General features: G+C 55.8%; 23 protein-coding genes and 2 tRNA genes. 19 read left to right on the plus strand and 6 right to left on the minus strand.

Annotation, left to right across the window (positions count from 1 at the left end):
- Positions 1 to 10: 10 nt before the first annotated feature.
- Positions 11 to 87, plus strand: a tRNA-Asp gene (locus ACOTXF_RS15865).
- 53 nt (positions 88 to 140) lie between these two features.
- Positions 141 to 216: transfer RNA gene (locus ACOTXF_RS15870), tRNA-Trp, on the plus strand.
- A gap of 99 nt (positions 217 to 315) precedes the next feature.
- Here the strand turns inward: ACOTXF_RS15870 and hdfR are convergent.
- Entirely contained in the window at positions 316 to 1,137 is an 822-nt protein-coding gene (gene hdfR / locus ACOTXF_RS15875; protein ID WP_023293582.1) for an HTH-type transcriptional regulator HdfR, read from the minus strand.
- A 118-nt stretch (positions 1,138 to 1,255) separates the two neighbouring features.
- Here hdfR and ACOTXF_RS15880 point away from each other — a divergent pair, with 118 nt between their 5' ends.
- The gene (locus ACOTXF_RS15880) at positions 1,256 to 1,594 is read left to right on the plus strand and encodes a DUF413 domain-containing protein (protein ID WP_008501577.1); all 339 of its coding nucleotides are present in this window, start codon (positions 1,256 to 1,258) and stop codon (positions 1,592 to 1,594) included.
- A 29-nt stretch (positions 1,595 to 1,623) separates the two neighbouring features.
- Here the strand turns inward: ACOTXF_RS15880 and ACOTXF_RS15885 are convergent, their stop codons facing one another.
- Complete coding sequence (locus ACOTXF_RS15885; protein WP_008501576.1) at positions 1,624 to 3,144, minus strand: YifB family Mg chelatase-like AAA ATPase; 1,521 nt, start codon at positions 3,142 to 3,144, stop codon at positions 1,624 to 1,626.
- A gap of 340 nt (positions 3,145 to 3,484) precedes the next feature.
- Between ACOTXF_RS15885 and ilvL the strand changes: the two genes are divergently transcribed.
- The 7 genes from ilvL to ilvA all read left to right on the plus strand — a co-directional run bounded on the left by ilvL (position 3,485) and on the right by ilvA (position 10,035).
- Entirely contained in the window at positions 3,485 to 3,583 is a 99-nt protein-coding gene (gene ilvL / locus ACOTXF_RS15890; RefSeq protein ID WP_001311244.1) for an ilv operon leader peptide, read from the plus strand.
- An 86-nt stretch (positions 3,584 to 3,669) separates the two neighbouring features.
- The gene (gene ilvX / locus ACOTXF_RS15895; protein ID WP_166792073.1) at positions 3,670 to 3,720 is read left to right on the plus strand and encodes a peptide IlvX; all 51 of its coding nucleotides are present in this window, start codon (positions 3,670 to 3,672) and stop codon (positions 3,718 to 3,720) included.
- Between the two features lie 2 nt (positions 3,721 to 3,722).
- A complete protein-coding gene (gene ilvG / locus ACOTXF_RS15900) occupies positions 3,723 to 5,369 on the plus strand; it encodes an acetolactate synthase 2 catalytic subunit (RefSeq protein ID WP_045353413.1) in 1,647 nt (548 codons plus the stop codon).
- Entirely contained in the window at positions 5,366 to 5,629 is a 264-nt protein-coding gene (gene ilvM, locus ACOTXF_RS15905) for an acetolactate synthase 2 small subunit (RefSeq protein WP_003860184.1), read from the plus strand. The genes ilvG and ilvM overlap by 4 nt, the downstream gene beginning before the upstream one ends.
- A gap of 18 nt (positions 5,630 to 5,647) precedes the next feature.
- A complete protein-coding gene (ilvE, locus tag ACOTXF_RS15910; RefSeq protein ID WP_014885677.1) occupies positions 5,648 to 6,577 on the plus strand; it encodes a branched-chain-amino-acid transaminase in 930 nt (309 codons plus the stop codon).
- Positions 6,578 to 6,637: 60 nt separating this feature from the next.
- The gene (ilvD, locus tag ACOTXF_RS15915; protein ID WP_047745925.1) at positions 6,638 to 8,488 is read left to right on the plus strand and encodes a dihydroxy-acid dehydratase; all 1,851 of its coding nucleotides are present in this window, start codon (positions 6,638 to 6,640) and stop codon (positions 8,486 to 8,488) included.
- A 2-nt stretch (positions 8,489 to 8,490) separates the two neighbouring features.
- A complete protein-coding gene (gene ilvA / locus ACOTXF_RS15920) occupies positions 8,491 to 10,035 on the plus strand; it encodes a threonine ammonia-lyase, biosynthetic (protein ID WP_039267211.1) in 1,545 nt (514 codons plus the stop codon).
- 45 nt (positions 10,036 to 10,080) lie between these two features.
- Here ilvA and ilvY read toward each other — a convergent pair whose 3' ends face one another.
- A complete protein-coding gene (ilvY, locus tag ACOTXF_RS15925; protein WP_023293577.1) occupies positions 10,081 to 10,971 on the minus strand; it encodes an HTH-type transcriptional activator IlvY in 891 nt (296 codons plus the stop codon).
- Between the two features lie 152 nt (positions 10,972 to 11,123).
- Here ilvY and ilvC point away from each other — a divergent pair, with 152 nt between their 5' ends.
- Positions 11,124 to 12,599: a ketol-acid reductoisomerase gene (ilvC, locus tag ACOTXF_RS15930; RefSeq protein WP_045417688.1), complete on the plus strand. Its 1,476-nt coding sequence runs from the start codon at positions 11,124 to 11,126 to the stop codon at positions 12,597 to 12,599.
- Between the two features lie 86 nt (positions 12,600 to 12,685).
- Here the strand turns inward: ilvC and ppiC are convergent, their stop codons facing one another.
- The gene (ppiC, locus tag ACOTXF_RS15935) at positions 12,686 to 12,967 is read right to left on the minus strand and encodes a peptidylprolyl isomerase PpiC (RefSeq protein ID WP_008501570.1); all 282 of its coding nucleotides are present in this window, start codon (positions 12,965 to 12,967) and stop codon (positions 12,686 to 12,688) included.
- Positions 12,968 to 13,052: 85 nt separating this feature from the next.
- Here ppiC and rep point away from each other — a divergent pair, with 85 nt between their 5' ends.
- On the plus strand, positions 13,053 to 15,077 hold the full coding sequence (gene rep / locus ACOTXF_RS15940; RefSeq protein ID WP_232927011.1) for a DNA helicase Rep: 2,025 nt from the start codon (positions 13,053 to 13,055) through the stop codon (positions 15,075 to 15,077).
- Between the two features lie 51 nt (positions 15,078 to 15,128).
- On the opposite strand, the gene gppA is transcribed toward rep, so the two are convergent.
- Both gppA and rhlB read right to left on the minus strand, forming a co-directional pair.
- The gene (gene gppA / locus ACOTXF_RS15945) at positions 15,129 to 16,613 is read right to left on the minus strand and encodes a guanosine-5'-triphosphate,3'-diphosphate diphosphatase (protein ID WP_032654053.1); all 1,485 of its coding nucleotides are present in this window, start codon (positions 16,611 to 16,613) and stop codon (positions 15,129 to 15,131) included.
- Positions 16,614 to 16,619: 6 nt separating this feature from the next.
- Positions 16,620 to 17,888 (minus strand): ATP-dependent RNA helicase RhlB, encoded by a 1,269-nt coding sequence (rhlB, locus tag ACOTXF_RS15950; protein WP_021242834.1) that lies wholly within the window; start codon positions 17,886 to 17,888, stop codon positions 16,620 to 16,622.
- A 144-nt stretch (positions 17,889 to 18,032) separates the two neighbouring features.
- Between rhlB and trxA the strand changes: the two genes are divergently transcribed.
- The 7 genes from trxA to rffC all read left to right on the plus strand — a co-directional run bounded on the left by trxA (position 18,033) and on the right by rffC (position 25,492).
- The gene (gene trxA, locus ACOTXF_RS15955; RefSeq protein ID WP_006179218.1) at positions 18,033 to 18,362 is read left to right on the plus strand and encodes a thioredoxin TrxA; all 330 of its coding nucleotides are present in this window, start codon (positions 18,033 to 18,035) and stop codon (positions 18,360 to 18,362) included.
- Between the two features lie 345 nt (positions 18,363 to 18,707).
- Positions 18,708 to 19,967 carry a transcription termination factor Rho gene (gene rho / locus ACOTXF_RS15960; RefSeq protein ID WP_008501566.1) on the plus strand — a complete coding sequence of 420 codons (1,260 nt, stop codon included), beginning with the start codon at positions 18,708 to 18,710 and terminating at the stop codon, positions 19,965 to 19,967.
- Between the two features lie 241 nt (positions 19,968 to 20,208).
- A complete protein-coding gene (wecA, locus tag ACOTXF_RS15965; RefSeq protein WP_025912234.1) occupies positions 20,209 to 21,312 on the plus strand; it encodes a UDP-N-acetylglucosamine--undecaprenyl-phosphate N-acetylglucosaminephosphotransferase in 1,104 nt (367 codons plus the stop codon).
- Positions 21,313 to 21,325: 13 nt separating this feature from the next.
- Entirely contained in the window at positions 21,326 to 22,372 is a 1,047-nt protein-coding gene (gene wzzE, locus ACOTXF_RS15970) for an ECA polysaccharide chain length modulation protein (RefSeq protein WP_008501563.1), read from the plus strand.
- A gap of 56 nt (positions 22,373 to 22,428) precedes the next feature.
- On the plus strand, positions 22,429 to 23,559 hold the full coding sequence (gene wecB / locus ACOTXF_RS15975) for a non-hydrolyzing UDP-N-acetylglucosamine 2-epimerase (RefSeq protein ID WP_032664781.1): 1,131 nt from the start codon (positions 22,429 to 22,431) through the stop codon (positions 23,557 to 23,559).
- A complete protein-coding gene (wecC, locus tag ACOTXF_RS15980; protein WP_234115327.1) occupies positions 23,556 to 24,818 on the plus strand; it encodes a UDP-N-acetyl-D-mannosamine dehydrogenase in 1,263 nt (420 codons plus the stop codon). The genes wecB and wecC overlap by 4 nt, the downstream gene beginning before the upstream one ends.
- Positions 24,815 to 25,492, plus strand: a complete 678-nt coding sequence (rffC, locus tag ACOTXF_RS15985; RefSeq protein ID WP_045417682.1) for a dTDP-4-amino-4,6-dideoxy-D-galactose acyltransferase — start codon at positions 24,815 to 24,817, stop codon at positions 25,490 to 25,492. Before wecC ends, rffC begins: the two co-directional genes overlap by 4 nt.
- The last annotated feature ends 1 nt before the right edge of the window (position 25,493 follow it).

A 25,493-nucleotide genomic window follows, 5' to 3' on the forward strand; every position in this document is an offset into this window, starting at 1 on the left:
AGTCTTCGGTGGAGCGGTAGTTCAGTCGGTTAGAATACCTGCCTGTCACGCAGGGGGTCGCGGGTTCGAGTCCCGTCCGTTCCGCCACTTATTAAGACATTAAGCCTGCCTTACTGGCAGGCTTAATGGCAAAAAACTTTAGGGGCGTAGCTCAGTTGGTAGAGCACCGGTCTCCAAAACCGGGTGTCGCGAGTTCGAGTCTCTCCGCCCCTGCCATATAGAATCCTTTGCTTCGGCAAAGGATTTTTTTTTGCCTGAAAGACTGTAAAAACGCCTCTTCTTACTATTCAGCCAGCATTCCTGCTGGCTGATGTATCAATCCATTACATTGATTTTTAACAGATCTTTTATCTGCGACTGCTTATCACTGTTTTGCAGCCAAATCGCATACAGCGGTCTGGTAAGCGTGGTGGAATCCATTACGGTATGCAGCCCAGCTTTAGTGTCTGCCCAGCGAACAGGTAACCAGGTACAACCTCTCAGCAAGGGCAGTTGCTGACAGGCGATCTCTGCAGAGCTGGTCGTTAACTGTGGGACGTCATCAGGTGCAATCAAGCCCGTCTCATGCTGCTGAAAATCAGGCCCCCATTCCAGGCGCAAATAGGTCAGGTCTGCCTTCATCATCGACGGTTCAGAGGCATAAAGCGCCAGGCCAAATTGGCCCACAATCTGGCTGCTAAATTCGTCCATCTTGGGGGCTTCGGTTGTGATAAGAAGATCAAGCTGGCGCTCATGAAGTTGCTTAACCAGCGACTGCCGTTGCGCAATCCGGGCTTCAAATTGCAGATGGCTATGAGATTGATAAAGCCGGGAAAGCCACTGACTTAGCATACATTCCCACAGGGAAGCGCTGGCCCCTATCGAGAACTCATTATGCCTCGAAGTATGGGCAACCTCTTTGCGTGCCGCCTGCCAGGTATTCATCAGCGTTTCTGCGTACGGCAGTAGTTTTTCGCCGGCGGGCGTGAGGCGGATATTGTTGCGATGGCGGGTAAAAAGATTCACACCCAGTTGATTTTCCAGCTGTCGAATACGAAAACTGACTGCTGACTGCGTCAGGTAAAGGGCTTCAGCTGCTCGCCCAAAGTGGCGTGTTCTGCTCACTTCAAGGAAAGTTTTAAGCAATTCCGTATCCACATCTTTCTCCGCAAAATTATTTGTCGTTATGATTTAAATGTTTTGTTTTACACTCTGTCAAGCGTAACTAATACTCCGCGCCATAAATAGCTCGGCCAAAGAATTAGGAGCGTGTAGGATGGCGGAAAGCTTTACGACGACTAATCGTTTTTTCGACAATAAACATTATCCGCGCGGGTTCTCTCGTCACGGCGATTTCACCATCAAAGAAGCTCAGCTGCTTGAGCGCCATGGTTATGCCTTTAACGAGCTGGATCTGGGCAAGCGTGAGCCTGCTACTGAAGACGAAAAACAGTTTGTTTCTGTTTGCCGTGGTGAGCGTGAGCCGCAGTCTGAAGCGGAACGTGTATGGATCAAGTATATGGCACGCATTAAGCGTCCAAAGCGCTTCCATACGCTGTCTGGCGGTAAGCCGCAGATGGAAGGTGCAGAAGACTACACCGAGTCTGATGACTAAGATGATAAGAAGGGGCTACGGCCCCTTTTTTATGCCAGCAACTTCTGCAGGTGCAGCAGCAAACGATCGATAGCGCGGTAACTCAGCGCCTCCTGCAAGTGTTTCCTCTCAATGTCAGTACATCCTTCCACGTCAGCAATGGTTCTGGCCACTTTTAGCAAACGTTGCCACGCTCGTATAGACAGCCCAAAGCGCGTCAACGTCTCCTCAAGCCATCCTGCATCTTCACTGTTAAGCGAACAAAACTGCCGGATCCCGGCATTATCAAGCCGAGCATTCAGCCTGTTTTGACGGGCGTATTGTCGTGCCTGGGCAGCGATCACCCGCTCGCGCACTTTTACTGAGCTCTCACCCGTTATGCCCGTCTGCCTGAGCAGGCCCGGCGGCGGGAGGGGGATTTCGAGGGATAAATCGAAACGGTCGAGGAATGGGCCGGAAAGCTTTCCCAGATAGCGCAGCGTCTGCTCTGGCGTACAGCGGTTATGGTTGCCCTGATAATGCCCCGTCGGGCTGGGGTTCATCGCAGCGACCAGTTGAAACTGCGCGGGATAGCTTATTTTGGCCCGCGTGCGCGAGATATGTATCTCACCAGATTCAATAGGTTCTCTCAGTGCATCCAGCACGCGACGCTCAAACTCAGGCAACTCATCAAGAAACAGAATGCCATTGTGTGCCAGTGAGATCTCACCCGGTCCGGGGATAGACCCACCGCCGACCATTGCCGTCAGTGAAGCGCTATGATGTGGGGAACGAAAAGGGCGACGGCGCCACTGTTTTTGCAACGATGCCGAACTGATGAGGCTATATATAGCAGCGCTTTCCAGCGCTTCATGGTTATTGAGCGGCGGGAGCAACCCGCTCAGCCTGCTCGCCAGCATCGTTTTACCTGTACCAGGCGGGCCAATCAGCAGGAGATTGTGTCCACCTGCAGCCGTAATCTCCAGCGCCCGTTTACCTTGCTCCTGTCCCATGATCTCACTGAGATCTTCTGGCGCATCTGCTACAGCCTCGTCGCACTCCTCCGGCTCGGACAGTTCATGTCGGCCTTCCAGCCAGGCACACACTTCCTGAAGATGCCCGGCGATAAGGCACCCCTTTTCGGCAATAAGACTCACTTCTGATGCGTTTTCATTGGCGACAATGATTTGCCGCCCTGCACGAATGGCTTCCAGCGCTCCCGATATCGCACCGGGAACGCCTCTCAATGCGCCTGTGAGCGCGAGTTCACCCACGAACTCGTACGAGCCTAGCCTGGTCGTAGTAAGCTGCTCAGAAGCCGCGAGAAGCGCAATTGCGATAGGTAAATCGTATCGCCCGCCCTCTTTGGGCAGATCGGCGGGGGCAAGGTTGATGGTGATCTTCTTCGCGGGGAAGGTATAACCGCTATTTATTATTGCGCTGCGAACGCGATCCCTGGCCTCTTTAACCGTCGTTTCAGGTAACCCGACAAGCGTGAGTCCGGGCAGCCCATTACTCAAATGAACCTCTACGGAAACAAGCGGTGCCTTTACCCCGAGAGCCGCACGCGTATAAACAACTGACAGTGACATTTGCACTACCTCCTGATGTGACTATGACAGTGCGCGTTATGCCTGTTTAGCGCTATTTAGCGAATTTACGCTGCCTGTTCAGGGATTTTAAAAGCACAATGAAACTATTGCACAATCGTGGAACCCTCCTCGCAGAGCGAAAAAAACCTGTTTTGACGGTTAGCGGAGGAGTAAAAAAGTGAAAAATATTCATTTTCTAATTTCCGTATATAAAACAACGATTTTAAGAAATATGATTCGCGGGCTAACCAAATCCGTCATAAATAAATCTTGTGTTTGATTTAAAAACTGTGATAACTCTTTAGGTATTCCTTCGAACAAGATGCAAAAAGAACTGAAAATGACAGCCCTTCTACGAGTGATTAGCCTGGTCGTGATTAGCGTGGTGGTGATTATTATCCCACCGTGCGGGGCTGCACTTGGACGAGGAAAGGCTTAGAAATCAAGCCTTAACGAACTAAGACCCCCGCACCGAAAGGTCCGGGGGTTTTTTTATGACTAAAAAACGTAAATGAGGAGCAGAGAATGACGACTAGCACAAAATTCTGTTTCTCCCGATTTATGACGGGGAACTAACTATGAATGGGGCACAGTGGGTAGTACATGCGTTGCGCGCGCAGGGAGTCGAGACAGTATTCGGTTATCCGGGTGGCGCAATTATGCCGATTTACGATGCACTGTATGACGGCGGCGTGGAGCACCTGTTGTGCCGACACGAGCAGGGCGCAGCGATGGCCGCCATCGGTTATGCCCGTGCCACCGGTAAAACCGGTGTCTGTATGGCGACCTCAGGTCCGGGCGCAACGAACCTGATCACCGGTCTGGCTGATGCACTGCTGGATTCTGTTCCCGTTGTTGCCATCACCGGACAGGTTGCCTCTCCGTTCATCGGCACCGACGCGTTCCAGGAAGTCGATGTACTCGGTTTATCGCTGGCCTGCACCAAACACAGTTTTCTCGTTCAGTCACTGGAAGAGCTGCCGCGCGTAATGGCGGAAGCATTCGAGGTTGCCAGCTCCGGTCGCCCTGGTCCGGTTCTGGTCGATATCCCGAAAGATATCCAGGTCGCACACGGCGAACTGGAGCCGCACTTCTCCACCGTTGGAAGCGACGACGCCTTTCCGCATGCGGAAGTTGAAGAGGCGCGTCAGATGCTGGTGCAGGCGAAACAGCCGATGCTGTACGTTGGCGGTGGCGTAGGCATGGCGCAGGCCGTTCCCGCCCTGCGTGAATTTATTGCGGTAACGCAAATGCCTGCCACCTGCACGCTGAAAGGGTTGGGTGCGGTAGATGCCGATTACCCCTACTATCTGGGCATGCTGGGGATGCACGGCACCAAAGCGGCAAACCTGGCGGTGCAGGCGTGCGATCTGCTCATCGCCGTCGGTGCCCGTTTTGACGACCGCGTCACCGGTAAGCTGAATACCTTTGCGCCGAACGCCAAAGTTATCCATATGGATATCGACCCGGCGGAAATGAACAAGCTGCGTCAGGCGCACGTCGCGCTGCAGGGCGATCTCAACGCGCTGTTACCGGCATTGCAGCAGCCGCTGGATATCAACGCATGGCGTCAGCATACCGCCGACATGCGCGCTGAACACGCCTGGCGTTACGACCACCCCGGCGAGGCCATCTACGCGCCGCTGCTGTTGAAGCAGCTGTCCGACCGTAAGCCCGCCGACAGCGTGGTGACGACCGATGTCGGCCAGCATCAGATGTGGTCCGCCCAGCACATGACCTACACCCGTCCGGAAAACTTCATCACTTCCAGCGGGTTAGGGACGATGGGCTTCGGTCTGCCAGCCGCGGTTGGCGCACAGGTTGCCCGCCCGAACGATACCGTTATCTGTATCTCCGGTGACGGCTCCTTCATGATGAACGTTCAGGAGCTCGGCACCGTGAAGCGCAAGCAGTTACCGCTGAAGATCGTGTTGCTCGATAACCAGCGTTTAGGGATGGTTCGCCAGTGGCAACAGCTGTTCTTCCAGGAACGTTACAGTGAAACCACCCTGACCGATAACCCCGATTTCCTCACCCTGGCCAGCGCCTTCGGCATTCCTGGCCAGCACATCACCCGTAAAGACCAGGTTGAAGCGGCACTCGACACCATGCTGTCAAGCGAAGGGCCATACCTGCTTCATGTCTCAATCGACGAGCTTGAGAACGTCTGGCCGTTGGTACCGCCCGGTGCCAGTAACTCACAAATGCTGGAGAAATTATCATGATGCAACATCAGGTCGCCGTGCAGGCTCGCTTCAACCCGGAAACATTAGAACGCGTTTTGCGCGTGGTGCGTCATCGTGGTTTTCAGATTTGCTCTATGAATATGGAGACGGCCACCGACGCGCAAAACATCAGTATCGAATTAACCGTTGCCAGCCCGCGGCCGGTCGACTTACTGTTTAGTCAGTTATCAAAGCTGGTAGACGTTGCCCATGTTGCCATCTGCCAGAGCACAACCACATCACAACAAATCCGCGCTTAAGCGTGACAGGACGAAAAAATGACGACAAAAAAAGCTGATTACATTTGGTTCAATGGTGAGATGGTTCGCTGGGAGGACGCGAAGGTCCACGTGATGTCCCACGCGCTGCATTACGGTACCTCCGTGTTTGAAGGCATCCGCTGCTACGATTCTCACAAAGGGCCAGTGGTGTTCCGCCATCGCGAACACATGCAGCGTCTGCATGACTCAGCCAAAATTTATCGTTTCCCGGTTTCTCAGAGTGTGGATGAGCTGATGGAAGCCTGCCGCGAGGTGATCCGTAAGAACAACCTCACCAGCGCCTATATTCGTCCGCTGGTCTTCGTGGGCGACGTCGGCATGGGCGTGAACCCGCCAGCCGGTTACAACACCGATGTGATCATTGCCGCGTTCCCATGGGGTGCCTACCTGGGTGCTGAAGCCCTTGAGCAGGGGATCGACGCAATGGTCTCTTCCTGGAATCGCGTTGCACCCAACACCATCCCGACCGCGGCGAAAGCGGGCGGTAACTACCTTTCTTCCCTGCTGGTCGGCAGCGAAGCGCGCCGTCACGGTTACCAGGAAGGTATCGCGCTCGACGTGAATGGCTACATCTCCGAAGGCGCAGGTGAAAACCTGTTTGAAGTGAAAGACGGCATTCTGTTTACCCCGCCATTCACCTCGTCCGCGCTGCCGGGCATCACCCGTGATGCCATCATCAAGCTGGCGAAAGATCTGGGTATCGAAGTGCGCGAGCAGGTGCTGTCTCGCGAATCCCTGTACCTGGCCGATGAAGTGTTCATGTCCGGTACCGCGGCTGAAATTACGCCGGTGCGTAGCGTAGACGGCATTCAGGTGGGCGAAGGCCGCTGTGGCCCGGTGACCAAACGCATTCAGCAAGCGTTCTTTGGCCTCTTCACCGGCGAGACAGAAGATAAATACGGCTGGTTGGATCAGGTTAATCACTAAATATAAATTTGGGACGGCACGCACCGTCCCATTACATAGTCAGACGGGAGTAAATAAAGCATGCCTAAGTATCGTTCAGCCACCACCACCCACGGCCGTAATATGGCGGGTGCCCGCGCACTGTGGCGCGCCACCGGAATGACCGACGCCGATTTCGGCAAGCCAATAATCGCCGTGGTGAACTCCTTCACCCAGTTTGTGCCGGGCCACGTGCACCTGCGCGATCTCGGTAAGCTGGTTGCCGAGCAAATCGAAGCCTCCGGCGGCGTGGCGAAAGAGTTCAACACCATTGCGGTGGATGACGGTATCGCGATGGGCCATGGGGGCATGCTCTATTCACTCCCGTCGCGCGAGCTGATCGCCGACTCGGTAGAGTACATGGTTAACGCCCACTGCGCCGATGCGATGGTCTGTATCTCCAACTGCGACAAAATCACCCCGGGGATGCTGATGGCCTCCCTGCGCCTGAACATTCCGGTGATCTTCGTCTCCGGTGGCCCGATGGAAGCGGGAAAAACCAAGCTCTCCGACAAAATCATCAAGCTCGACCTGGTCGATGCGATGATTCAGGGCGCGGACCCGAAAGTCTCTGACGAGCAGAGTGACCAGGTGGAGCGCTCCGCGTGCCCGACCTGCGGCTCCTGTTCCGGTATGTTCACGGCGAACTCCATGAACTGCCTGACCGAAGCGCTGGGTCTGTCTCAGCCGGGCAACGGCTCGCTGCTGGCGACCCATGCCGACCGTAAGCAGCTGTTCCTCAACGCCGGTAAACGCATCGTTGAACTGACTAAGCGCTACTACGAGCAGGACGACGCCAGCGCGCTGCCGCGCAGCATCGCCAGCAAAGCGGCGTTCGAGAACGCCATGACCCTGGACATCGCCATGGGCGGTTCCACCAACACCGTTCTGCACCTGCTGGCCGCCGCGCAGGAAGCCGAAATCGACTTCACCATGAGCGACATCGACAGGCTCTCCCGTAAAGTGCCGCAGCTGTGTAAGGTCGCACCGAGTACCCAGAAGTACCATATGGAAGACGTGCATCGCGCGGGTGGCGTCATCGGTATCCTCGGCGAGCTGGATCGCGCCGGGCTGCTGAACCGTGACGTGAAAAACGTGCTTGGCCTGCCGCTGCCTGAGTCGCTGAACCAGTACGACGTGATGCTGACCAAAGACGACGCGGTGAAAAAGATGTTCCGCGCGGGCCCTGCCGGTATTCGTACTACCCAGGCGTTCTCGCAGGACTGCCGCTGGGATACCCTGGACGATGACCGCGCTGAAGGCTGCATCCGCTCGCTGGAGCATGCCTATAGCAAAGACGGGGGCCTGGCCGTGCTGTACGGTAACTTTGCGGAAAATGGCTGCATCGTGAAAACCGCAGGCGTGGACGACAGCATCCTGAAATTCACCGGTCCGGCGAAGGTGTACGAAAGCCAGGATGAAGCGGTAGACGCCATCCTCGGCGGCAAAGTGGTGGAAGGCGACGTGGTTGTCATTCGCTACGAAGGGCCAAAAGGCGGGCCGGGCATGCAGGAGATGCTCTACCCGACCACCTTCCTGAAATCCATGGGCCTCGGTAAAGCCTGTGCGCTGATCACCGACGGTCGTTTCTCCGGTGGCACTTCCGGCCTCTCTATCGGCCACGTTTCCCCGGAAGCGGCAAGCGGCGGCAACATCGCCATCATCGAAGACGGCGATCTGATCGAAATAGACATTCCGAATCGCGGCATTCAGCTCAAGCTGAGCGACCAGGAAATTGCGGCCCGTCGTGAAGCGCAGGAAGCGCGCGGCGACAAAGCCTGGACGCCGAAAGACCGCCAGCGCGAAGTCTCCTTTGCCCTGCGCGCCTACGCGAGCCTTGCCACCAGTGCAGATAAAGGCGCGGTGCGCGATAAATCTAAACTTGGGGGCTAACGATGGCCGAGTCACAACCCTTATCCGCCGCCCCCGAGGGGGCGGAATATCTCAGGGCGGTGCTGCGCGCACCGGTCTATGAAGCCGTGCAGGTCACCCCCCTGCAGAAAATGGAAAAACTCTCTTCGCGCCTCGACAACGTCATTCTGGTGAAGCGCGAAGACCGCCAGCCGGTGCACAGCTTCAAGCTGCGCGGCGCCTACGCGATGATGGCCGGGCTGACCGACGAGCAAAAAGCGCGGGGCGTGATTACCGCCTCGGCGGGCAACCACGCCCAGGGCGTGGCGTTCTCGTCTGCCCGTCTGGGGCTGAAGGCGCTGATCGTGATGCCGGTTGCTACCGCCGACATCAAGGTCGACGCGGTGCGCGGTTTCGGCGGCGAAGTCTTGCTCCACGGGGCCAACTTTGACGAAGCAAAAGCCAAAGCGATCGAGCTGGCGCAGCAGCAGGGCTTCACCTGGGTGCCGCCGTTCGACCACCCGATGGTGATTGCCGGCCAGGGCACGCTGGCGCTGGAGCTGCTGCAGCAGGATGCCCATCTCGACCGCGTCTTTGTCCCGGTGGGCGGCGGCGGTTTAGCCGCAGGCGTGGCGGTGCTGATCAAACAGCTGATGCCGCAGATCAAAGTCATTGCCGTGGAAGCGGAAGACTCCGCCTGCCTGAAAGCGGCGCTGGATGCCGGGCATCCGGTTGACCTGCCGCGCGTCGGTCTGTTTGCCGAGGGCGTGGCGGTGAAGCGCATTGGCGACGAAACGTTCCGCCTGTGCCGGGAATATCTCGACGATATCGTCACGGTGGACAGCGACGCGATCTGCGCGGCGATGAAAGATCTGTTCGAAGACGTGCGTGCGGTGGCGGAACCCTCCGGCGCGCTGGCGCTGGCGGGCATGAAAAAATACATCGCGCAGCACAACATCCGCGGCGAGCGTCTGGCGCACGTGCTTTCCGGGGCCAACGTGAACTTCCACGGTCTTCGCTACGTGTCCGAGCGCTGCGAGCTGGGCGAACAGCGTGAAGCGCTGCTGGCGGTGACCATTCCGGAAGAGAAGGGCAGCTTCCTGAAGTTCTGTCAGCTGCTGGGCGGTCGTTCGGTGACGGAGTTTAACTACCGTTTTGCCGATGCCAAAGACGCCTGCATTTTTGTCGGCGTGCGTCTGAGCCGCGGCGTGGAGGAGCGCAAAGAGATCCTCAACCTGCTGCATGAGGGCGGCTATAGCGTGGTCGATCTCTCCGACGACGAGATGGCGAAGCTGCACGTGCGTTACATGGTCGGTGGCCGTCCTTCCAAGCCGCTCAGGGAACGCCTGTTCAGCTTTGAGTTCCCGGAATCGCCGGGCGCGTTGCTCAAGTTTCTGCACACGCTGGGCACGCACTGGAACATCTCTCTGTTCCACTACCGCAGCCACGGCACCGACTACGGCCGCGTGCTGGCGGCGTTCGAACTGGGCGAGCACGAGCCGGATTTCGAAACGCGGCTGAACGAGCTGGGCTACGAGTGCCATGACGAAACCCACAACCCGGCGTTCCGCTTCTTCCTGGCAGGCTAAGGGCTGAGCGGCATGTAGGCCGGGTAAGCGCAGCGCCACCCGGCTTTAGTGGTTCGGCAGTATCGTCCAGAACGCATCAATAAGCGGCTCATGCAGCCGCTTTTTTTGTGCGCACACGCCAAGCTCAAACGGCGTTTTCTCGTCGCTGCGTTCCAGAATCATCACGCGATTGCGCACCGGCTCCGGGCTGTTGTCCAGCACCACTTCCGGCAGCAGCGCCACGCCGCAGCCCAGCGCCACCATCGACACCATCGCCTCATGGCCGCTGACGGTGGCGTAAATCGACGGGTTGCTGATTTTCTGACGGCGGAACCACAGCTCTATGCGGCGGCGAACCGGGCCCTGATCGGCCATGATAAACGGCACCGTGGACCAGTCCGGTTTTTCCACCGACACCTGGTTACGCACCGGGCAGGGCAGCGCCGGGGCAATCAACACCACCGCCAGATTTTCCAGCATCGAGAACGCTACCGCGCCCGGCAGGGTTTCCGGCTTCCCGGCAATGGCGAGATCCGCTTCGCCTGTCACCACTTTTTCCATCGCGTCGGCAGCGTCGCCGGTAGTGAGCTTAATTTCAACCGACGGATGCGCCGCGCGAAAGCGGTCAAGGATGGGCGGCAGATGGCTGTAGGCGGCGGTCACGGAGCAGAAAATATGCAGCTCACCGGAGAGTGACGGCCCCTGCTGATCGATAGAGTGCCGCAGCTGCTGGTACTGCAGCAGCGTCTGCTGGGCAAAAATACGCAGCTCTTCGCCTGCTTCCGTGAGGGTGACGGTGCGGTTATCGCGCACGAACAGCGGCTGGCCGAGATCTTCCTCAAGGCGCTGGATCTGGCGCGAAAGCGTGGAGGGGCTGACGTGCATCGCCCGGGCGCTGCGGCCAAAGTGACGGCTTTCCGCCAGGTGCAGGAACATTTTCAGATCGCGTAAATCCACCGATTCCACTCCCTCTTTTTACATTGCATAAATTGCAATATGACGTTGTGAATATATCAATTTCCGCAATAAATTTCCTGTTGTAATGTGGGTACATTCTCGCTGAAACGCGAACCGAACAATAAGACACACAACATCACGAGGTATCACCCATGGCTAACTACTTTAATACACTGAACTTGCGCCAGCAGCTGGCGCAGCTGGGTAAATGCCGCTTCATGGCGCGCGATGAATTTGCCGATGGCGCGAGCTACCTTCAGGGTAAAAAAGTGGTCATCGTCGGCTGTGGCGCACAGGGTCTGAACCAGGGCCTGAACATGCGTGACTCCGGTCTGGATATCTCCTACGCCCTGCGCAAAGAAGCGATTGCCGAGAAGCGTGCCTCCTGGCGCAAAGCGACCGAAAATGGCTTCAAAGTGGGTACCTACGAAGAGCTGATCCCGCAGGCGGATCTGGTGGTTAACCTGACGCCGGACAAGCAGCACTCAGACGTTGTGCGTTCCGTACAGCCGCTGATGAAAGACGGCGCGGCGCTGGGTTACTCCCACGGCTTCAACATCGTTGAAGTGGGCGAGCAGATCCGTAAAGACATCACCGTGGTGATGGTGGCACCGAAGTGCCCGGGTACCGAAGTGCGTGAAGAGTACAAGCGTGGTTTCGGCGTGCCGACGCTGATCGCGGTTCACCCGGAAAACGATCCGAAAGATGAAGGTATGGCGATTGCCAAAGCATGGGCTGCGGCGACCGGCGGCCACCGTGCGGGCGTGCTGGAATCGTCCTTCGTTGCCGAAGTGAAATCTGACCTGATGGGCGAGCAGACCATTCTGTGCGGCATGCTGCAGGCCGGTTCTCTGCTGTGCTTCGATAAGCTGGTGGAAGAGGGCACCGACCCGGCATACGCGGAAAAACTGATTCAGTTCGGCTGGGAGACCATCACCGAAGCGCTGAAGCAGGGCGGTATTACGCTGATGATGGACCGTCTGTCCAACCCGGCAAAACTGCGTGCTTACGCGCTGTCTGAACAGCTGAAAACCATCATGGCGCCGCTGTTCCAGAAACATATGGACGACATCATCTCCGGCGAGTTCTCTTCCGGCATGATGGCTGACTGGGCGAACGACGATAAGAAACTGCTGACCTGGCGTGAAGAGACCGGTAAGACCGCGTTCGAAACCGCGCCACAGTACGAAGGTAAAATCGGCGAGCAGGAGTACTTCGATAAAGGCGTCCTGATGATTGCGATGGTGAAAGCAGGCGTTGAGCTGGCGTTCGAAACCATGGTGGATTCCGGCATCATTGAAGAGTCTGCGTACTACGAATCACTGCACGAGCTGCCGCTGATCGCGAACACCATCGCCCGTAAGCGTCTGTACGAAATGAACGTGGTTATCTCGGATACCGCAGAATACGGTAACTACCTGTTCTCTTACGCCTGCGTACCGCTGCTGAAAGAGTTTATGACCACTCTGCAGCCGGGCGATCTGGGTAAAGCGATTGCAGAAGGTGCCGTGGATAACGCGCAGCTGCGCGACGTGAACGAAGCCATTCGCAGCCACCAGATCGAGAAAGTGGGTCACAAACTGCGTGGCTACATGACCGACATGAAGCGTATCGCGGTAGCGGGTTAACAACCTTGTCGGGTGGCGCTTCGCTTATCCGACCTACAAAACCGTAAGATGTAGGCCGGGTAAGGCGCAGCCGCCACCCGGCTTGTTTATTTGCGGTACAGCACTTTAATCACGTGGTAGCCGAACTGCGTGTGCAGCGGGCCGGTTGGCTCCAGCACCGGGCAGGAGAAGACCACTTTATCGAACGCCGGTACCATCTGACCCTGGCGGAATTCACCCAGATCGCCGCCGCGTTTGCCTGACGGACAGATGGAGTGCTTCTTCGCCAGTTTGCCGAAGTCGGCGCCGTTTTTGATCTGCTCCAGAAGATCCAGAGCCAGTTTCTCTTCTTTAACAAGAATATGCAGTGCTGCTGCTGTTTTTGCCATGATCGTGCCTTGAGTGGTATGGATTAGGCTCGCTATACTACCACGCTGTTATTCTCCCCTCCTGACTTTCATTGAGTGATCATTTATGCGTTTAAACCCCGGACAACAACAAGCCGTCGAATTTGTCACCGGACCGTGTCTGGTGCTGGCGGGGGCTGGATCCGGTAAAACCCGCGTGATCACCAACAAAATTGCGCACCTGATCCGCGGCTGTGGCTATCAGGCCCGGCACATTGCGGCGGTGACGTTTACCAATAAAGCGGCGCGTGAGATGAAAGAGCGTGTCGGCCAGACGCTGGGGCGCAAAGAGGCGCGCGGCCTGATGATCTCCACCTTCCACACGCTGGGGCTGGATATTATCAAACACGAATATGCGGCGCTGGGCATGAAGTCCAACTTCTCCCTCTTCGATGACACCGACCAGGTGGCGCTGCTCAAAGAGCTCACCGAGGGGCTGATCGAAGATGACAAGGTGCTGTTGCAGCAGCTGATCTCGACGATCTCAAACTGGAAAAACGATCTGATGACTCCGGCCCAGGCCGCGGCGATCGCCAAAGGCGAACGGGATCGCATCTTTGCCCACTGCTACGGTCTGTACGACGCGCACATGAAAGCGTGCAACGTGCTGGACTTCGACGACCTGATCCTGCTGCCGACGCTGCTGCTGCAGCGTAATGAAGAGGTTCGCGAGCGCTGGCAGAACAAAATCCGTTACCTGCTGGTGGATGAGTATCAGGACACCAACACCAGCCAGTACGAGCTGGTGAAGCTGCTGGTGGGGCAGCGCGCGCGTTTCACCGTGGTCGGCGATGATGACCAGTCAATTTACTCCTGGCGCGGCGCGCGTCCGCAAAACCTGGTGCTGCTGAGCAAAGATTTTCCGGCACTGCAGGTGATTAAGCTGGAGCAGAACTACCGCTCCTCCGGGCGTATCCTGAAGGCCGCAAACATCCTGATTGCCAATAACCCGCACGTGTTTGAGAAGCGTCTCTTCTCCGAGCTGGGCTACGGGACGGAGCTGAAAGTGCTCAGCGCCAATAACGAAGAGCATGAAGCGGAGCGCGTCACCGGTGAACTGATCGCCCATCACTTCGTCAATAAAACCGAATATAAGGATTACGCGATCCTCTATCGCGGGAATCACCAGTCGCGCGTCTTTGAAAAGATGCTGATGCAGAACCGCATTCCGTACAAAATCTCGGGCGGGACCTCGTTCTTCTCACGGCCAGAGATCAAAGACCTGCTGGCCTACCTGCGCGTACTCACTAACCCGGATGACGACAGCGCGTTTCTGCGTATTGTGAATACGCCAAAACGCGAGATTGGCCCGGCGACGCTGCAAAAACTCGGCGAGTGGGCGATGACGCGTAACAAAAGCCTGTTTACCGCCAGCTTCGACATGGGGCTAAGCCAGACGTTAACCGGTCGCGGCTATGATTCGTTAACGCGATTCACCCACTGGCTCGGCGAAGTGCAGCGTCTCGCGGAGCGCGAGCCGGTGGCGGCGGTGCGCGATCTTATTCACGGCATCGACTATGAGTCCTGGCTGTACGAAACCTCGGCCAGCCCGAAAGCCGCTGAGATGCGCATGAAGAACGTTAACCAGCTCTTCAGCTGGATGACCGAAATGCTGGAGGGCTCTGAAATCGACGAGCCGATGACCCTGACGCAGGTCGTCACCCGCTTTACCCTGCGCGACATGATGGAGCGCGGCGAGAGCGAAGAAGAGGCCGATCAGGTACAGCTGATGACGCTGCACGCGTCAAAAGGTCTGGAGTTCCCGTATGTCTATCTGGTCGGTATGGAAGAGGGGTTGTTACCGCATCAGAGCAGCATTGATGAAGACAATGTCGACGAGGAGCGCCGCCTGGCCTACGTGGGGATCACCCGCGCGCAGAAAGAGCTGACGTTCACACTGTGTAAAGAGCGCCGTCAGTATGGCGAACTTGTCCGCCCGGAGCCGAGCCGTTTCCTGCTGGAACTGCCGCAGGATGACCTGATCTGGGAGCAGGAACGCAAAGTGATTACTGCGGAAGAGCGGATGCACAAGGGGCAGGCTAACGTGGCGAACATTCGCGCCATGCTGGCAAAAGCCAAAGAGAAAGGATAAGGATGAGTAGGCCGGGTAAGGCTAAGCCGCCACCCGGCAATGTTCAGCGTATTACTTCACTTCCAGCACCCAGTGCACATAGCTCTGCCACTGGCACTCCTGATCGATCATCTCTGCCCCAAGCGGGTGACGTTCAATCCAGTTTTCCGGCAGCGTCAGCGACAGTTTCTCGTCATCGGCCACCAGGCCGATCGCAGGCAGCAAATCATCGCGACGTCGGCTGGCAAACAGAATCGCCAGACGCAGCAGGCGGCACAGATGTTCGGCCACGCGCGGCGGTACGGCGTTTTGCTGATGCAAAGACGAGAGATCAACGGCATTGGTCTGGTTCAGCAGCAGCGTTGCCAGCAATTTTTTCTGTGCGGGTGTATAGCCCGGCAAATCCAGGTTGCGCACCAGATATGCTGCATGAGCAGGAGCCTGCTTAAAATCAATACTCAGCCCCACTTCATGGAGCGCACAGGCGCTCAGAAGTAAATCGCGGCTCAGTGGTTCCAGATCCCAGACGTTAGCAACCTGATCGGCGAAGCGTGACGCCAGCTGCGATACGCGTCCTGCCTGATCGATATCAACCAGAAAACGACGCTGCACGTTGCGCAGGGTACGGCTGCGGATGTCCTGATCGACCGACAGATGCAGCATCCCGTAGACCAGACCTTCACGCAGCGCGCCGCCGGCCAGGGTCATACACTGGATGTTCAGTTCGGTGAAAATAGCGATCAGAATAGCCAGCCCGCTCGGGAAAACCAGCGCGCGTTCGAGCGTCAGGCCTTCAATTTCCAGCTCTTCAAGGCGTCCACACTGAATGGCGCGTTGTTTTAGCTGCTGAAGCTTGGCAAGCGTAATCCGCTCGTCCATTCCCTGCGCCATCATGATTTCCTGCAGGGCCTGCACGGTACCCGACGCACCCACGCAGACTTTCCAGCCGTGATAGCGCAGCTCGTCCATCACCGGACGTAACACCTCGCGCGCCGCATTTTCTGCCTCGTCGAAGTTCTCTTTACCCAGATTACGATCGGTAAAGTAGCGCTCAAGCCAGGTCACGCAGCCCATAGACAGGCTGAACAGCGAGGTTGCCTGCGCGCCGGTGCCGGTCACCAGCTCGGTACTGGCACCGCCGATATCCACCACCAGGCGGCGATCGTCACCCCCCGTGGTATGTGCAACCCCCTGATAAATCAGGCGAGCTTCTTCTTCACCGCTGATAACCTGAACCGGGCAACCGAGAATTTCCTGCGCTCTGGCAATAAAATCCACGGCGTTAACCGCAAGGCGGAGTGTCGCGGTGGCGACGACGGTGATTTGGGCATGCGGGATATCCTGCAGACGCTCGGCAAAGAGTCGCAGACACTGCCAGCCACGTTCCATGGCTTCAGGTGAGAGGTGATTGTCGCTGCTCAGGCCCGCCGCGAGGCGGACCTTGCGCTTAATGCGCGTCAGCGTTTGTATGCTTCCTGCCACCTCGCGCACAACCAGCATATGAAAACTATTCGAACCGAGATCGATTGCTGCATAAAGCGAGGTGGAGCTGAGCATATTTTCTTAACCTGAACGACGACGATTACGCGGTGCGCCGCCTGAACGACGCGGTCCATTGCCGGAGCGTGGGCGGGTTAGACGCTTAGGCGGCGGCAGTTCGCTTAACAGCGCTTCCGGATTGTATTTGCTCTGCGGAATAGAGTGACCGATGTAGGTCTCAATGGCCGGAAGATTCAGCGCATACTCTTCACACGCAAGGCTAATCGAATGACCGCTTGCGCCCGCACGACCGGTACGACCGATACGGTGTACGTAGTCTTCACAGTCGTCTGGCAGATCGTAGTTAAAGACGTGCGTTACGGCTGGAATGTGTAAACCACGTGCAGCCACGTCGGTGGCGACCAGAATATCGAGATCGCCACGGGTGAACTCTTCAAGAATTCGCAGGCGTTTTTTCTGCGCGACGTCACCGGTCAACAGGCCAACACGGTGGCCGTCTGCAGCCAGATGGCCCCAGATGTCTTCACAGCGGTGTTTGGTGTTCGCGAAGATAATGGCGCGATCTGGCCACTCTTCTTCAATCAGCGTTTGCAGCAGGCGCATCTTCTCTTCATTCGAAGGATAGAAGAGCTCTTCTTTAATGCGGTGACCCGTTTTCTGCTCCGGTTCCACTTCCACGTACTCGGCGTTGTTCATCTGTTCGAACGCCAGTTCGCGCACACGGTAGGAGAGGGTTGCAGAGAACAGCATATTCAGGCGCTGGTTAGCCGGAGGCATACGACGGAACAGCCAGCGGATGTCTTTAATGAAGCCCAGATCGTACATGCGGTCAGCTTCATCGAGCACCACAACCTGGATGGCACCGAGGTTAATGTGGTTCTGTTTGGCGTAATCGATAAGACGGCCGGTGGTACCGATCAGGATATCCACACCGCTTTCCAGCACTTTCAGCTGCTTATCGTAGCCGTCGCCGCCATAGGCCAGGCCCAGCTTCAGGCCGGTAGCCTGCGCCAGGGGTTCAGCGTCTGCGTGGATCTGTACCGCCAGTTCTCGCGTCGGGGCCATAATTAGCGCGCGCGGCTGGTTAACTTTGCGGTCTGCAATCGCTGGGTGAGAAAGTAAATAATGAAACGTTGACGTTAAAAACGCCATCGTTTTGCCGGTACCGGTTTGCGCCTGCCCGGCAACATCGCGACCGGCCAGCGTCAGCGGCAGCGCGAGGGCCTGAATGGGCGTGCAGTTATGAAACCCTTTATTTTCAAGGGCTTCAATCACCTTCGGGTGCAGCGCGAAGTCGGAAAACTTCTGTTCTGTTAAATGTGTTTTGCTCATAGTGTGGTAGAATATCAGCTTACTATTGCTTTACGAAAGCGTATCCGGTGAAATAAAGTCAACCTTTAGTTGGTTAATGCGACATCAACACGTCGTTGGTGGAGACAAAACCAACGTACCAGGCTTATTCCTGTGGAGTTATATATGAGCGATAAAATTATTCACCTGACTGACGACAGTTTTGACACGGACGTACTTAAGGCTGACGGGCTGATCCTCGTCGATTTCTGGGCTGAATGGTGTGGTCCTTGCAAAATGATCGCCCCGATTCTGGATGAGATCGCCGACGAATATCAGGGCAAACTGACCGTTGCCAAGCTGAACATCGACCAGAACCCGGGCACCGCACCAAAATACGGTATCCGTGGTATTCCGACCCTGCTGCTGTTCAAAAACGGCGAAGTGGCGGCGACCAAAGTGGGCGCGCTGTCCAAAGGTCAACTGAAAGAGTTCCTCGACGCTAACCTGGCGTAAGGTTTCTCCGCTGTGCGTTCAGAGCCCCCGGCTAAATGATTCGGAACTCTGGACGCCCGGCTGAAGTCGTGCTAAGTTAGCTATGACTTCGTTTTAAACATATCTTGTTGTTTGAATCTTGTTTTACCCGATACTTCCCGTTGTTAACATGAACAGTGCGTGAAGTGGCTAAATTCCGGGCTTGTCACTCAATCCGTCTTGTCGTTTCAGTTCTGCGTTCTTTCCCTGTGACCAGACAGCGAACAGACATGAGTTGATGGCCGCTAAACAGGCATGGATGACCCTGCCATACCATTCACAACATTAAGTTCGAGAATCACCCCGAGTTTAAGAACCCACACCATTATGAATCTTACCGAATTAAAGAATACGCCGGTTTCTGAGCTGATCACTCTCGGCGAAAATATGGGGCTGGAAAACCAGGCTCGTATGCGCAAGCAGGACATCATTTTCGCCATCCTGAAGCAGCACGCTAAGAGTGGCGAAGATATCTTTGGCGACGGTGTGCTGGAGATATTGCAAGACGGATTTGGTTTCCTCCGCTCTGCAGACAGCTCCTACCTCGCCGGCCCTGACGACATCTACGTATCCCCCAGCCAAATCCGCCGTTTCAACCTCCGCACTGGTGACACCATTTCAGGTAAGATTCGTCCTCCTAAAGAGGGTGAACGCTACTTTGCGCTGTTGAAAGTCAATGAAGTTAACTTCGATAAGCCAGAAAACTCGCGCAATAAGATCCTCTTTGAGAACTTAACGCCGCTGCACGCGAACTCTCGCCTGCGTATGGAGCGTGGTAACGGTTCTACCGAAGACTTAACCGCGCGCGTTCTGGATCTGGCCTCACCAATCGGTCGTGGTCAGCGTGGTCTGATTGTGGCGCCGCCAAAAGCGGGTAAAACCATGCTGCTGCAGAACATCGCGCAGAGCATTGCTTACAACCACCCTGACTGTGTGCTGATGGTGCTGCTGATTGACGAACGTCCGGAAGAAGTGACCGAGATGCAGCGTCTGGTTAAAGGTGAAGTGGTTGCTTCTACCTTCGACGAACCAGCATCTCGCCACGTTCAGGTTGCGGAAATGGTTATCGAGAAGGCAAAACGCCTGGTTGAGCACAAGAAAGACGTGATCATCCTGCTCGATTCCATCACCCGTCTGGCGCGTGCCTACAACACCGTGGTCCCGGCGTCTGGTAAAGTCCTGACCGGTGGTGTGGATGCTAACGCCCTGCATCGTCCGAAACGCTTCTTCGGTGCTGCACGTAACGTCGAAGAGGGCGGCAGCCTGACCATCATCGCGACCGCGCTGATCGATACCGGCTCTAAGATGGACGAAGTTATCTACGAAGAGTTTAAAGGGACAGGCAACATGGAACTGCACCTCTCTCGTAAGATCGCTGAAAAACGCGTCTTCCCGGCTATCGACTACAACCGTTCCGGTACCCGTAAAGAAGAGCTGCTCACCACCCAGGAAGAGCTGCAGAAAATGTGGATCCTGCGCAAAATCATCCATCCAATGGGTGAAATCGACGCGATGGAGTTCCTCATTAACAAACTGGCAATGACCAAAACCAACGACGATTTCTTCGACATGATGAAACGCTCGTAACGCAAATAAAGCCAGCGAACGCCACGTTTATACGTGGCGTTTTTCTTTTATGGACTATACGCTAGTACCACCTACTCACAATTTTGACTGGGCAGTGCGACAATAAGATAATTCGCACAGTAAAAACATTAATAGCTTGAATAATAAACAAATGGAACTGTAAGAGGTTTGCTTTATAACTTCAGGCTCAGCGCCTTGATGGTTATACTTCCTTGACTAACATTTGTTGAGAACATCCATTGTGAACCTACTTGATACGTTTACTGAACTAACCAGTATTTTCTTGTTTACCACCTGCTTTTTGTTTCTGGCACGTAAGGTGGCGAAATATCTGGGGTTAGTGGATAAACCCAACTTCCGTAAGCGTCATCAAGGCATGATCCCTTTGGTCGGAGGTATCTCTGTTTTCGCGGGGATCTGCTTCACGTTTGCCATCGCGGATTACTATATCCCACATGCCAGGCTGTACCTAACCTGCGCGACGGTGCTTGTGGTGGTTGGCGCTCTTGACGACCGTTATGATATTAGCGTCAAAATCCGCGCCTTCGTTCAGGCTGCTGTGGCTATTGCTATGATGGTGTTCGCTAAGCTGCACTTGAGTAGCTTGGGCTATATTTTTGGCTCCTGGGAGATGGAACTCGGTCCGTTCGGTTATTTCCTGACACTTTTTGCCGTGTGGGTGGCGATTAACGCATTCAACATGGTTGACGGTATTGATGGTTTGCTGGGAGGCCTGTCCTGCGTCTCATTTGCCGCAATTGGTTTCATTTTATGGTTCGATGGGCAATATAGCCTTGCTATGTGGTGTTTTGCCATGATTGCGGCCATCCTGCCTTATATCCTGTTAAATCTCGGTGCATTGGGCCGGCGCTATAAAGTATTCATGGGTGATGCGGGTAGCACGCTTATCGGCTTTACTATCATTTGGATCTTGCTGGAAACCACTCAGGGTGATGTACACCCCATTAGCCCGGTAACAGCATTATGGATTATCGCTATCCCGTTAATGGATATGGTTGCGATTATGTATCGCCGTCTGCGTAAAGGGATGAGCCCTTTCTCTGCTGACCGCCAGCACATTCATCATTTAATCATGCGAGCCGGATTCACTTCCCGGCAGGCATTTGTGCTTATTACGCTGGCGGCTGCTATTCTAGCGGCGATTGGCGTGACGGCGGAATATACACATTTTGTACCTGAATGGGCTATGTTGGTATTGTTCTTGCTAGCTTTTTCTCTCTACGGCTACTGCATTAAGCGCGCATGGAAAGTAGCGCGGTTCATTAAACGTATTAAACGCAGGATGCGTCGTAACAGTGGCAAAAACACAACATTAACTAAGTAAAACCGGGACTATGATGACTCAACCGTTGGCGGGAGCGAAATCAGTGGTAACTGAGAATGAACTGGATATTCGGGGTTTGTTTCGCGTGTTATGGGCAGGCAAACTTTGGATTGCGGGGATCGCGCTGGGGTTTGCACTGTTAGCGCTGGCCTATACGTTCTTTGCAAAACAAGAGTGGAGCGCCACGGCAATCACTGACAAACCAACGGTTAACATGCTTGGGGGGTTCTATTCCCAACAGCAATTCCTGCGAAACCTGGATATCAAAGCTAACCTCGCCACGCCGGATCAGGTCTCCGTTATGGATGAGGCCTATAAAGAGTTTGTGATGCAACTGGCTTCGTGGGATACGCGCCGCGACTTCTGGTCCCAGACGGATTACTACAAGCAGCGTCGAGTTGATAACACCAAAGCCGATGCCGCTCTGCTGGACGATCTGATTAACAATATTCAATTTATGCCGGGCGACGCGCTGCGTAACGTGAATGACAGCGTCAAGCTGATTGCAGAAACCGCGCCGGACGCCAACAACCTGCTGCGTCAGTATGTCGCGTTTGCCAGCCAGCGTGCCGCAAGCCATCTTAACGAAGAGCTTAAAGGCGCCTGGTCGGCTCGTACCATCCAGATGAAAGCGCAGGTGAAACGTCAGGAAGAGGTGGCTAAAGCGATTTTCGCTCGCCGTGTACACAATATTGAGCAGGCGCTGAAAATTGCGGAACAGCACAATATTTCCCGTACTGAGACGGACGTGCCGGCTGATGAACTACCTGATTCAGAGATGTTCCTCCTTGGCCGCCCCATGTTGCAGGCACGTCTGGAAAACCTTCAGGCCGTCGGTCCTGATTTTGACCTCGATTACGATCAAAATCGCGCGATGCTCAATACGCTTAATGTCGGTCCATCTCTGGACCCGCGTTTTCAGACCTATCGTTATTTGCGAACGCCTGAAGAACCTGTAAAACGCGATAGTCCGCGTCGTGCATTCCTGATGATCATGTGGGGGATTGTGGGCGCACTGACGGGCGCAGGCGTGGCGTTAACGCGTCGTCGTACAAACTAAGAATACCGTTTACGATGAAGGCTACTGCCTTGATCGCCTAATCGAAGAGAATCGATGTGAAAGTACTAACCGTATTTGGCACCAGGCCGGAGGCCATAAAGATGGCGCCTCTGGTTCATGCGCTGGCCAGCGATCCTGATATTGAAGCGAAAGTGTGCGTCACGGCCCAGCACCGTGAGATGCTCGATCAGGTGTTAACGCTCTTTTCCATCGTCCCGGATTACGACCTCAATATTATGAAACCGGGGCAAGGATTGACGGAGATAACCTGTCGTATTCTGCAAGAGCTGAAGCCTATCCTGGAGTCATTCAAGCCTGACGTGGTGCTGGTACACGGCGACACTACCACGACCGTGGCGACCAGCCTGGCCGCGTTTTATCAGCGAATTCCCGTGGGGCATGTTGAGGCGGGTCTGCGTACCGGCAATCTTTATTCGCCGTGGCCGGAGGAGGCCAACCGCACGCTAACGGGCCACCTGGCGATGTATCACTTTGCGCCTACGGAAAACTCGCGTCAGAACCTGCTGCGTGAAAATATCGCCGATAACAAAATCTTTGTGACCGGCAATACGGTCATCGATGCGTTAATTTGGGTACGTGACCGGGTCCTGGCAAACCACGAGCTTAAGAACGAACTCGCTGCCCGCTATCCATTCCTGCACAACGGCAAAAAAACCATTCTGGTCACCGGCCACCGTCGCGAAAGCTTTGGCCGGGGTTTTGAGCAAATCTGTCACGCGCTGGCTGAAATCGCGGCGCAGAACGACGACGTGCAGATTGTCTATCCGGTCCATCTCAATCCTAACGTCAGCGAGCCGGTTAACCGCATCCTGGGCCATATCAAAAATGTCATTCTGATTGAACCTCAGGACTATCTGCCGTTTGTCTGGCTGATGAACCATGCCTGGCTGATCCTTACCGATTCCGGCGGCATTCAGGAAGAAGCGCCTTCTCTTGGCAAACCGGTGCTGGTGATGCGTGAAACCACCGAACGTCCGGAAGCGGTCAAAGCCGGTACGGTGCGTCTGGTCGGCACCAACGCGGAACTCATCGTCGAAGAGGTCACGCGCCTTCTGCATGACGACGAAACGTATCAGGCGATGAGCCGGGCCCATAATCCGTATGGAGACGGGCAGGCTTGTGGCCGTATTTTGCATGCACTTAAACACAATCAGGTATCGCTATGAGTTTTACTACCCTCTCTGTCATTGGTCTTGGCTACATTGGCTTGCCCACCGCGGCGGCGTTTGCCTCTCGTCAGAAACAGGTTGTCGGTGTGGATATCAACGCCCGTGCGGTGGAAACCATTAACCGTGGCGAAATTCATATTGTCGAGCCCGATCTTGACCGCGTGGTGAAAGAGGCGGTGGAGGGCGGCTTCCTGCGCGCCAGTACCACGCCCGTTGAAGCGGATGCTTACCTGATTGCCGTTCCAACGCCCTTTAAAGGTGACCACGAGCCCGACATGGTCTACGTCGAGGCGGCGGCAAAGTCCATTGCCCCTGTGCTGAAGAAAGGGGCGCTGGTGATTCTGGAATCAACCTCTCCGGTCGGTGCTACCGAGCAGATGGCGCAGTGGCTGGCCGACGCGCGCCCTGATTTAAGCTTCCCGCAACAGGCGGGGGAGCAGGCGGATATCAACATTGCCTACTGTCCGGAGCGCGTGCTACCGGGCCAGGTCATGGTCGAACTGATCAAAAACGACCGCGTCATTGGCGGTATGACGCCCGTCTGTTCCGAGCGCGCCAGCGCGCTGTACAAGATTTTCCTGGAAGGCGAGTGTGTGGTGACAAACTCCCGCACCGCCGAGATGTGCAAGCTGACGGAAAACAGCTTCCGTGACGTTAATATCGCCTTTGCGAACGAACTGTCGCTGATTTGCGCCGATCAGGGGATTAACGTCTGGGAGTTGATTAGCCTGGCGAATCGCCATCCGCGTGTAAACATTCTCCAGCCAGGCCCGGGCGTGGGTGGACACTGCATCGCCGTCGATCCGTGGTTTATTGTGGCTCAGAATCCGGCGCAGGCGCGCCTGATTCGCACCGCGCGTGAAGTGAACGACAGCAAACCTCACTGGGTGCTCAATCAGGTCAAAACCACGGTAGCGGATTGTCTGGCAGAGAGCGGAAAGCGCGCCAGCGAGCTGAAAATTGCCTGCTTTGGTCTGGCCTTCAAACCCAACATTGACGACCTGCGCGAAAGCCCGGCAATGGAAATTACTCAGATGATTGCCGAATGGCACAAGGGTGAAACGCTGGTGGTTGAGCCGAATATCCATGAGTTGCCGGCAAAACTGGCGGGGCACTGCACGCTGGCAGCGCTGGATGAGGCGCTGGCGACGGCGGACGTGCTGGTGCTGCTGGTGGATCATAAAGCGTTTAAAGCGACGTCCGGTGATGCGGTGCGTCAGAAGTATGTGGTTGATACCAAAGGTGTCTGGCGTTGAACAGCCTGAACGGGGTACTTGAGCCCCTGCAGTGGGAGAGTGCCTTTTTCGGCCTGCCGTCGTCCATTGTGCGTCTGCGCGATGATGCGCCGGTACTGGCTGAATCGGATTTCATCGCCTGGCAACGGATTCAGGCGAAGATCCCGGCGGACCGTACCGACCTGCTTGATGCGCTCCAGCAACGCGGCTTTCAGCTGGTGGAAGGTGAGGCAGACCTTTCCATAACCCTCACCCGGCATGATGCACCCGGCGCTGAAATCGCAACCGAACAGGATATTCCCGTGCTGCGTCAGATGGCGGCTCAGGCGTTTGCGCAGAGCCGCTTTCGTGCGCCCTGGTACACACCTGACGATAGTGGACGTTTCTATGCCCAGTGGATAGAGAATGCGGTTAAAGGCACCTTTGACCACGTCTGCCTGGTTTTACGCGCAGGGGACGGTCAACTCCAGGGGTTCGTCTCGCTTCGCAAGCTCAACGTGCGCGAGGCGCGTATTGGCTTATTAGCCGGGCGCGGCATGGGTGAGAAACTTATGCAGGCGGCGCTGCACTGGGCGCAGCAGCAGCAGGTTGAGACGCTGCGGGTGGCGACCCAGGTGGGCAACACCGCCGCGCTTAAACGTTATATTGCGAGTGGTGCCAACATCGACGCCACCGCCTACTGGTTATACAGGTGAC

This window comes from Enterobacter cloacae complex sp. IR53041 (assembly GCF_049238285.1).
Classification (GTDB): Bacteria; Pseudomonadota; Gammaproteobacteria; order Enterobacterales; family Enterobacteriaceae; genus Enterobacter; species Enterobacter roggenkampii.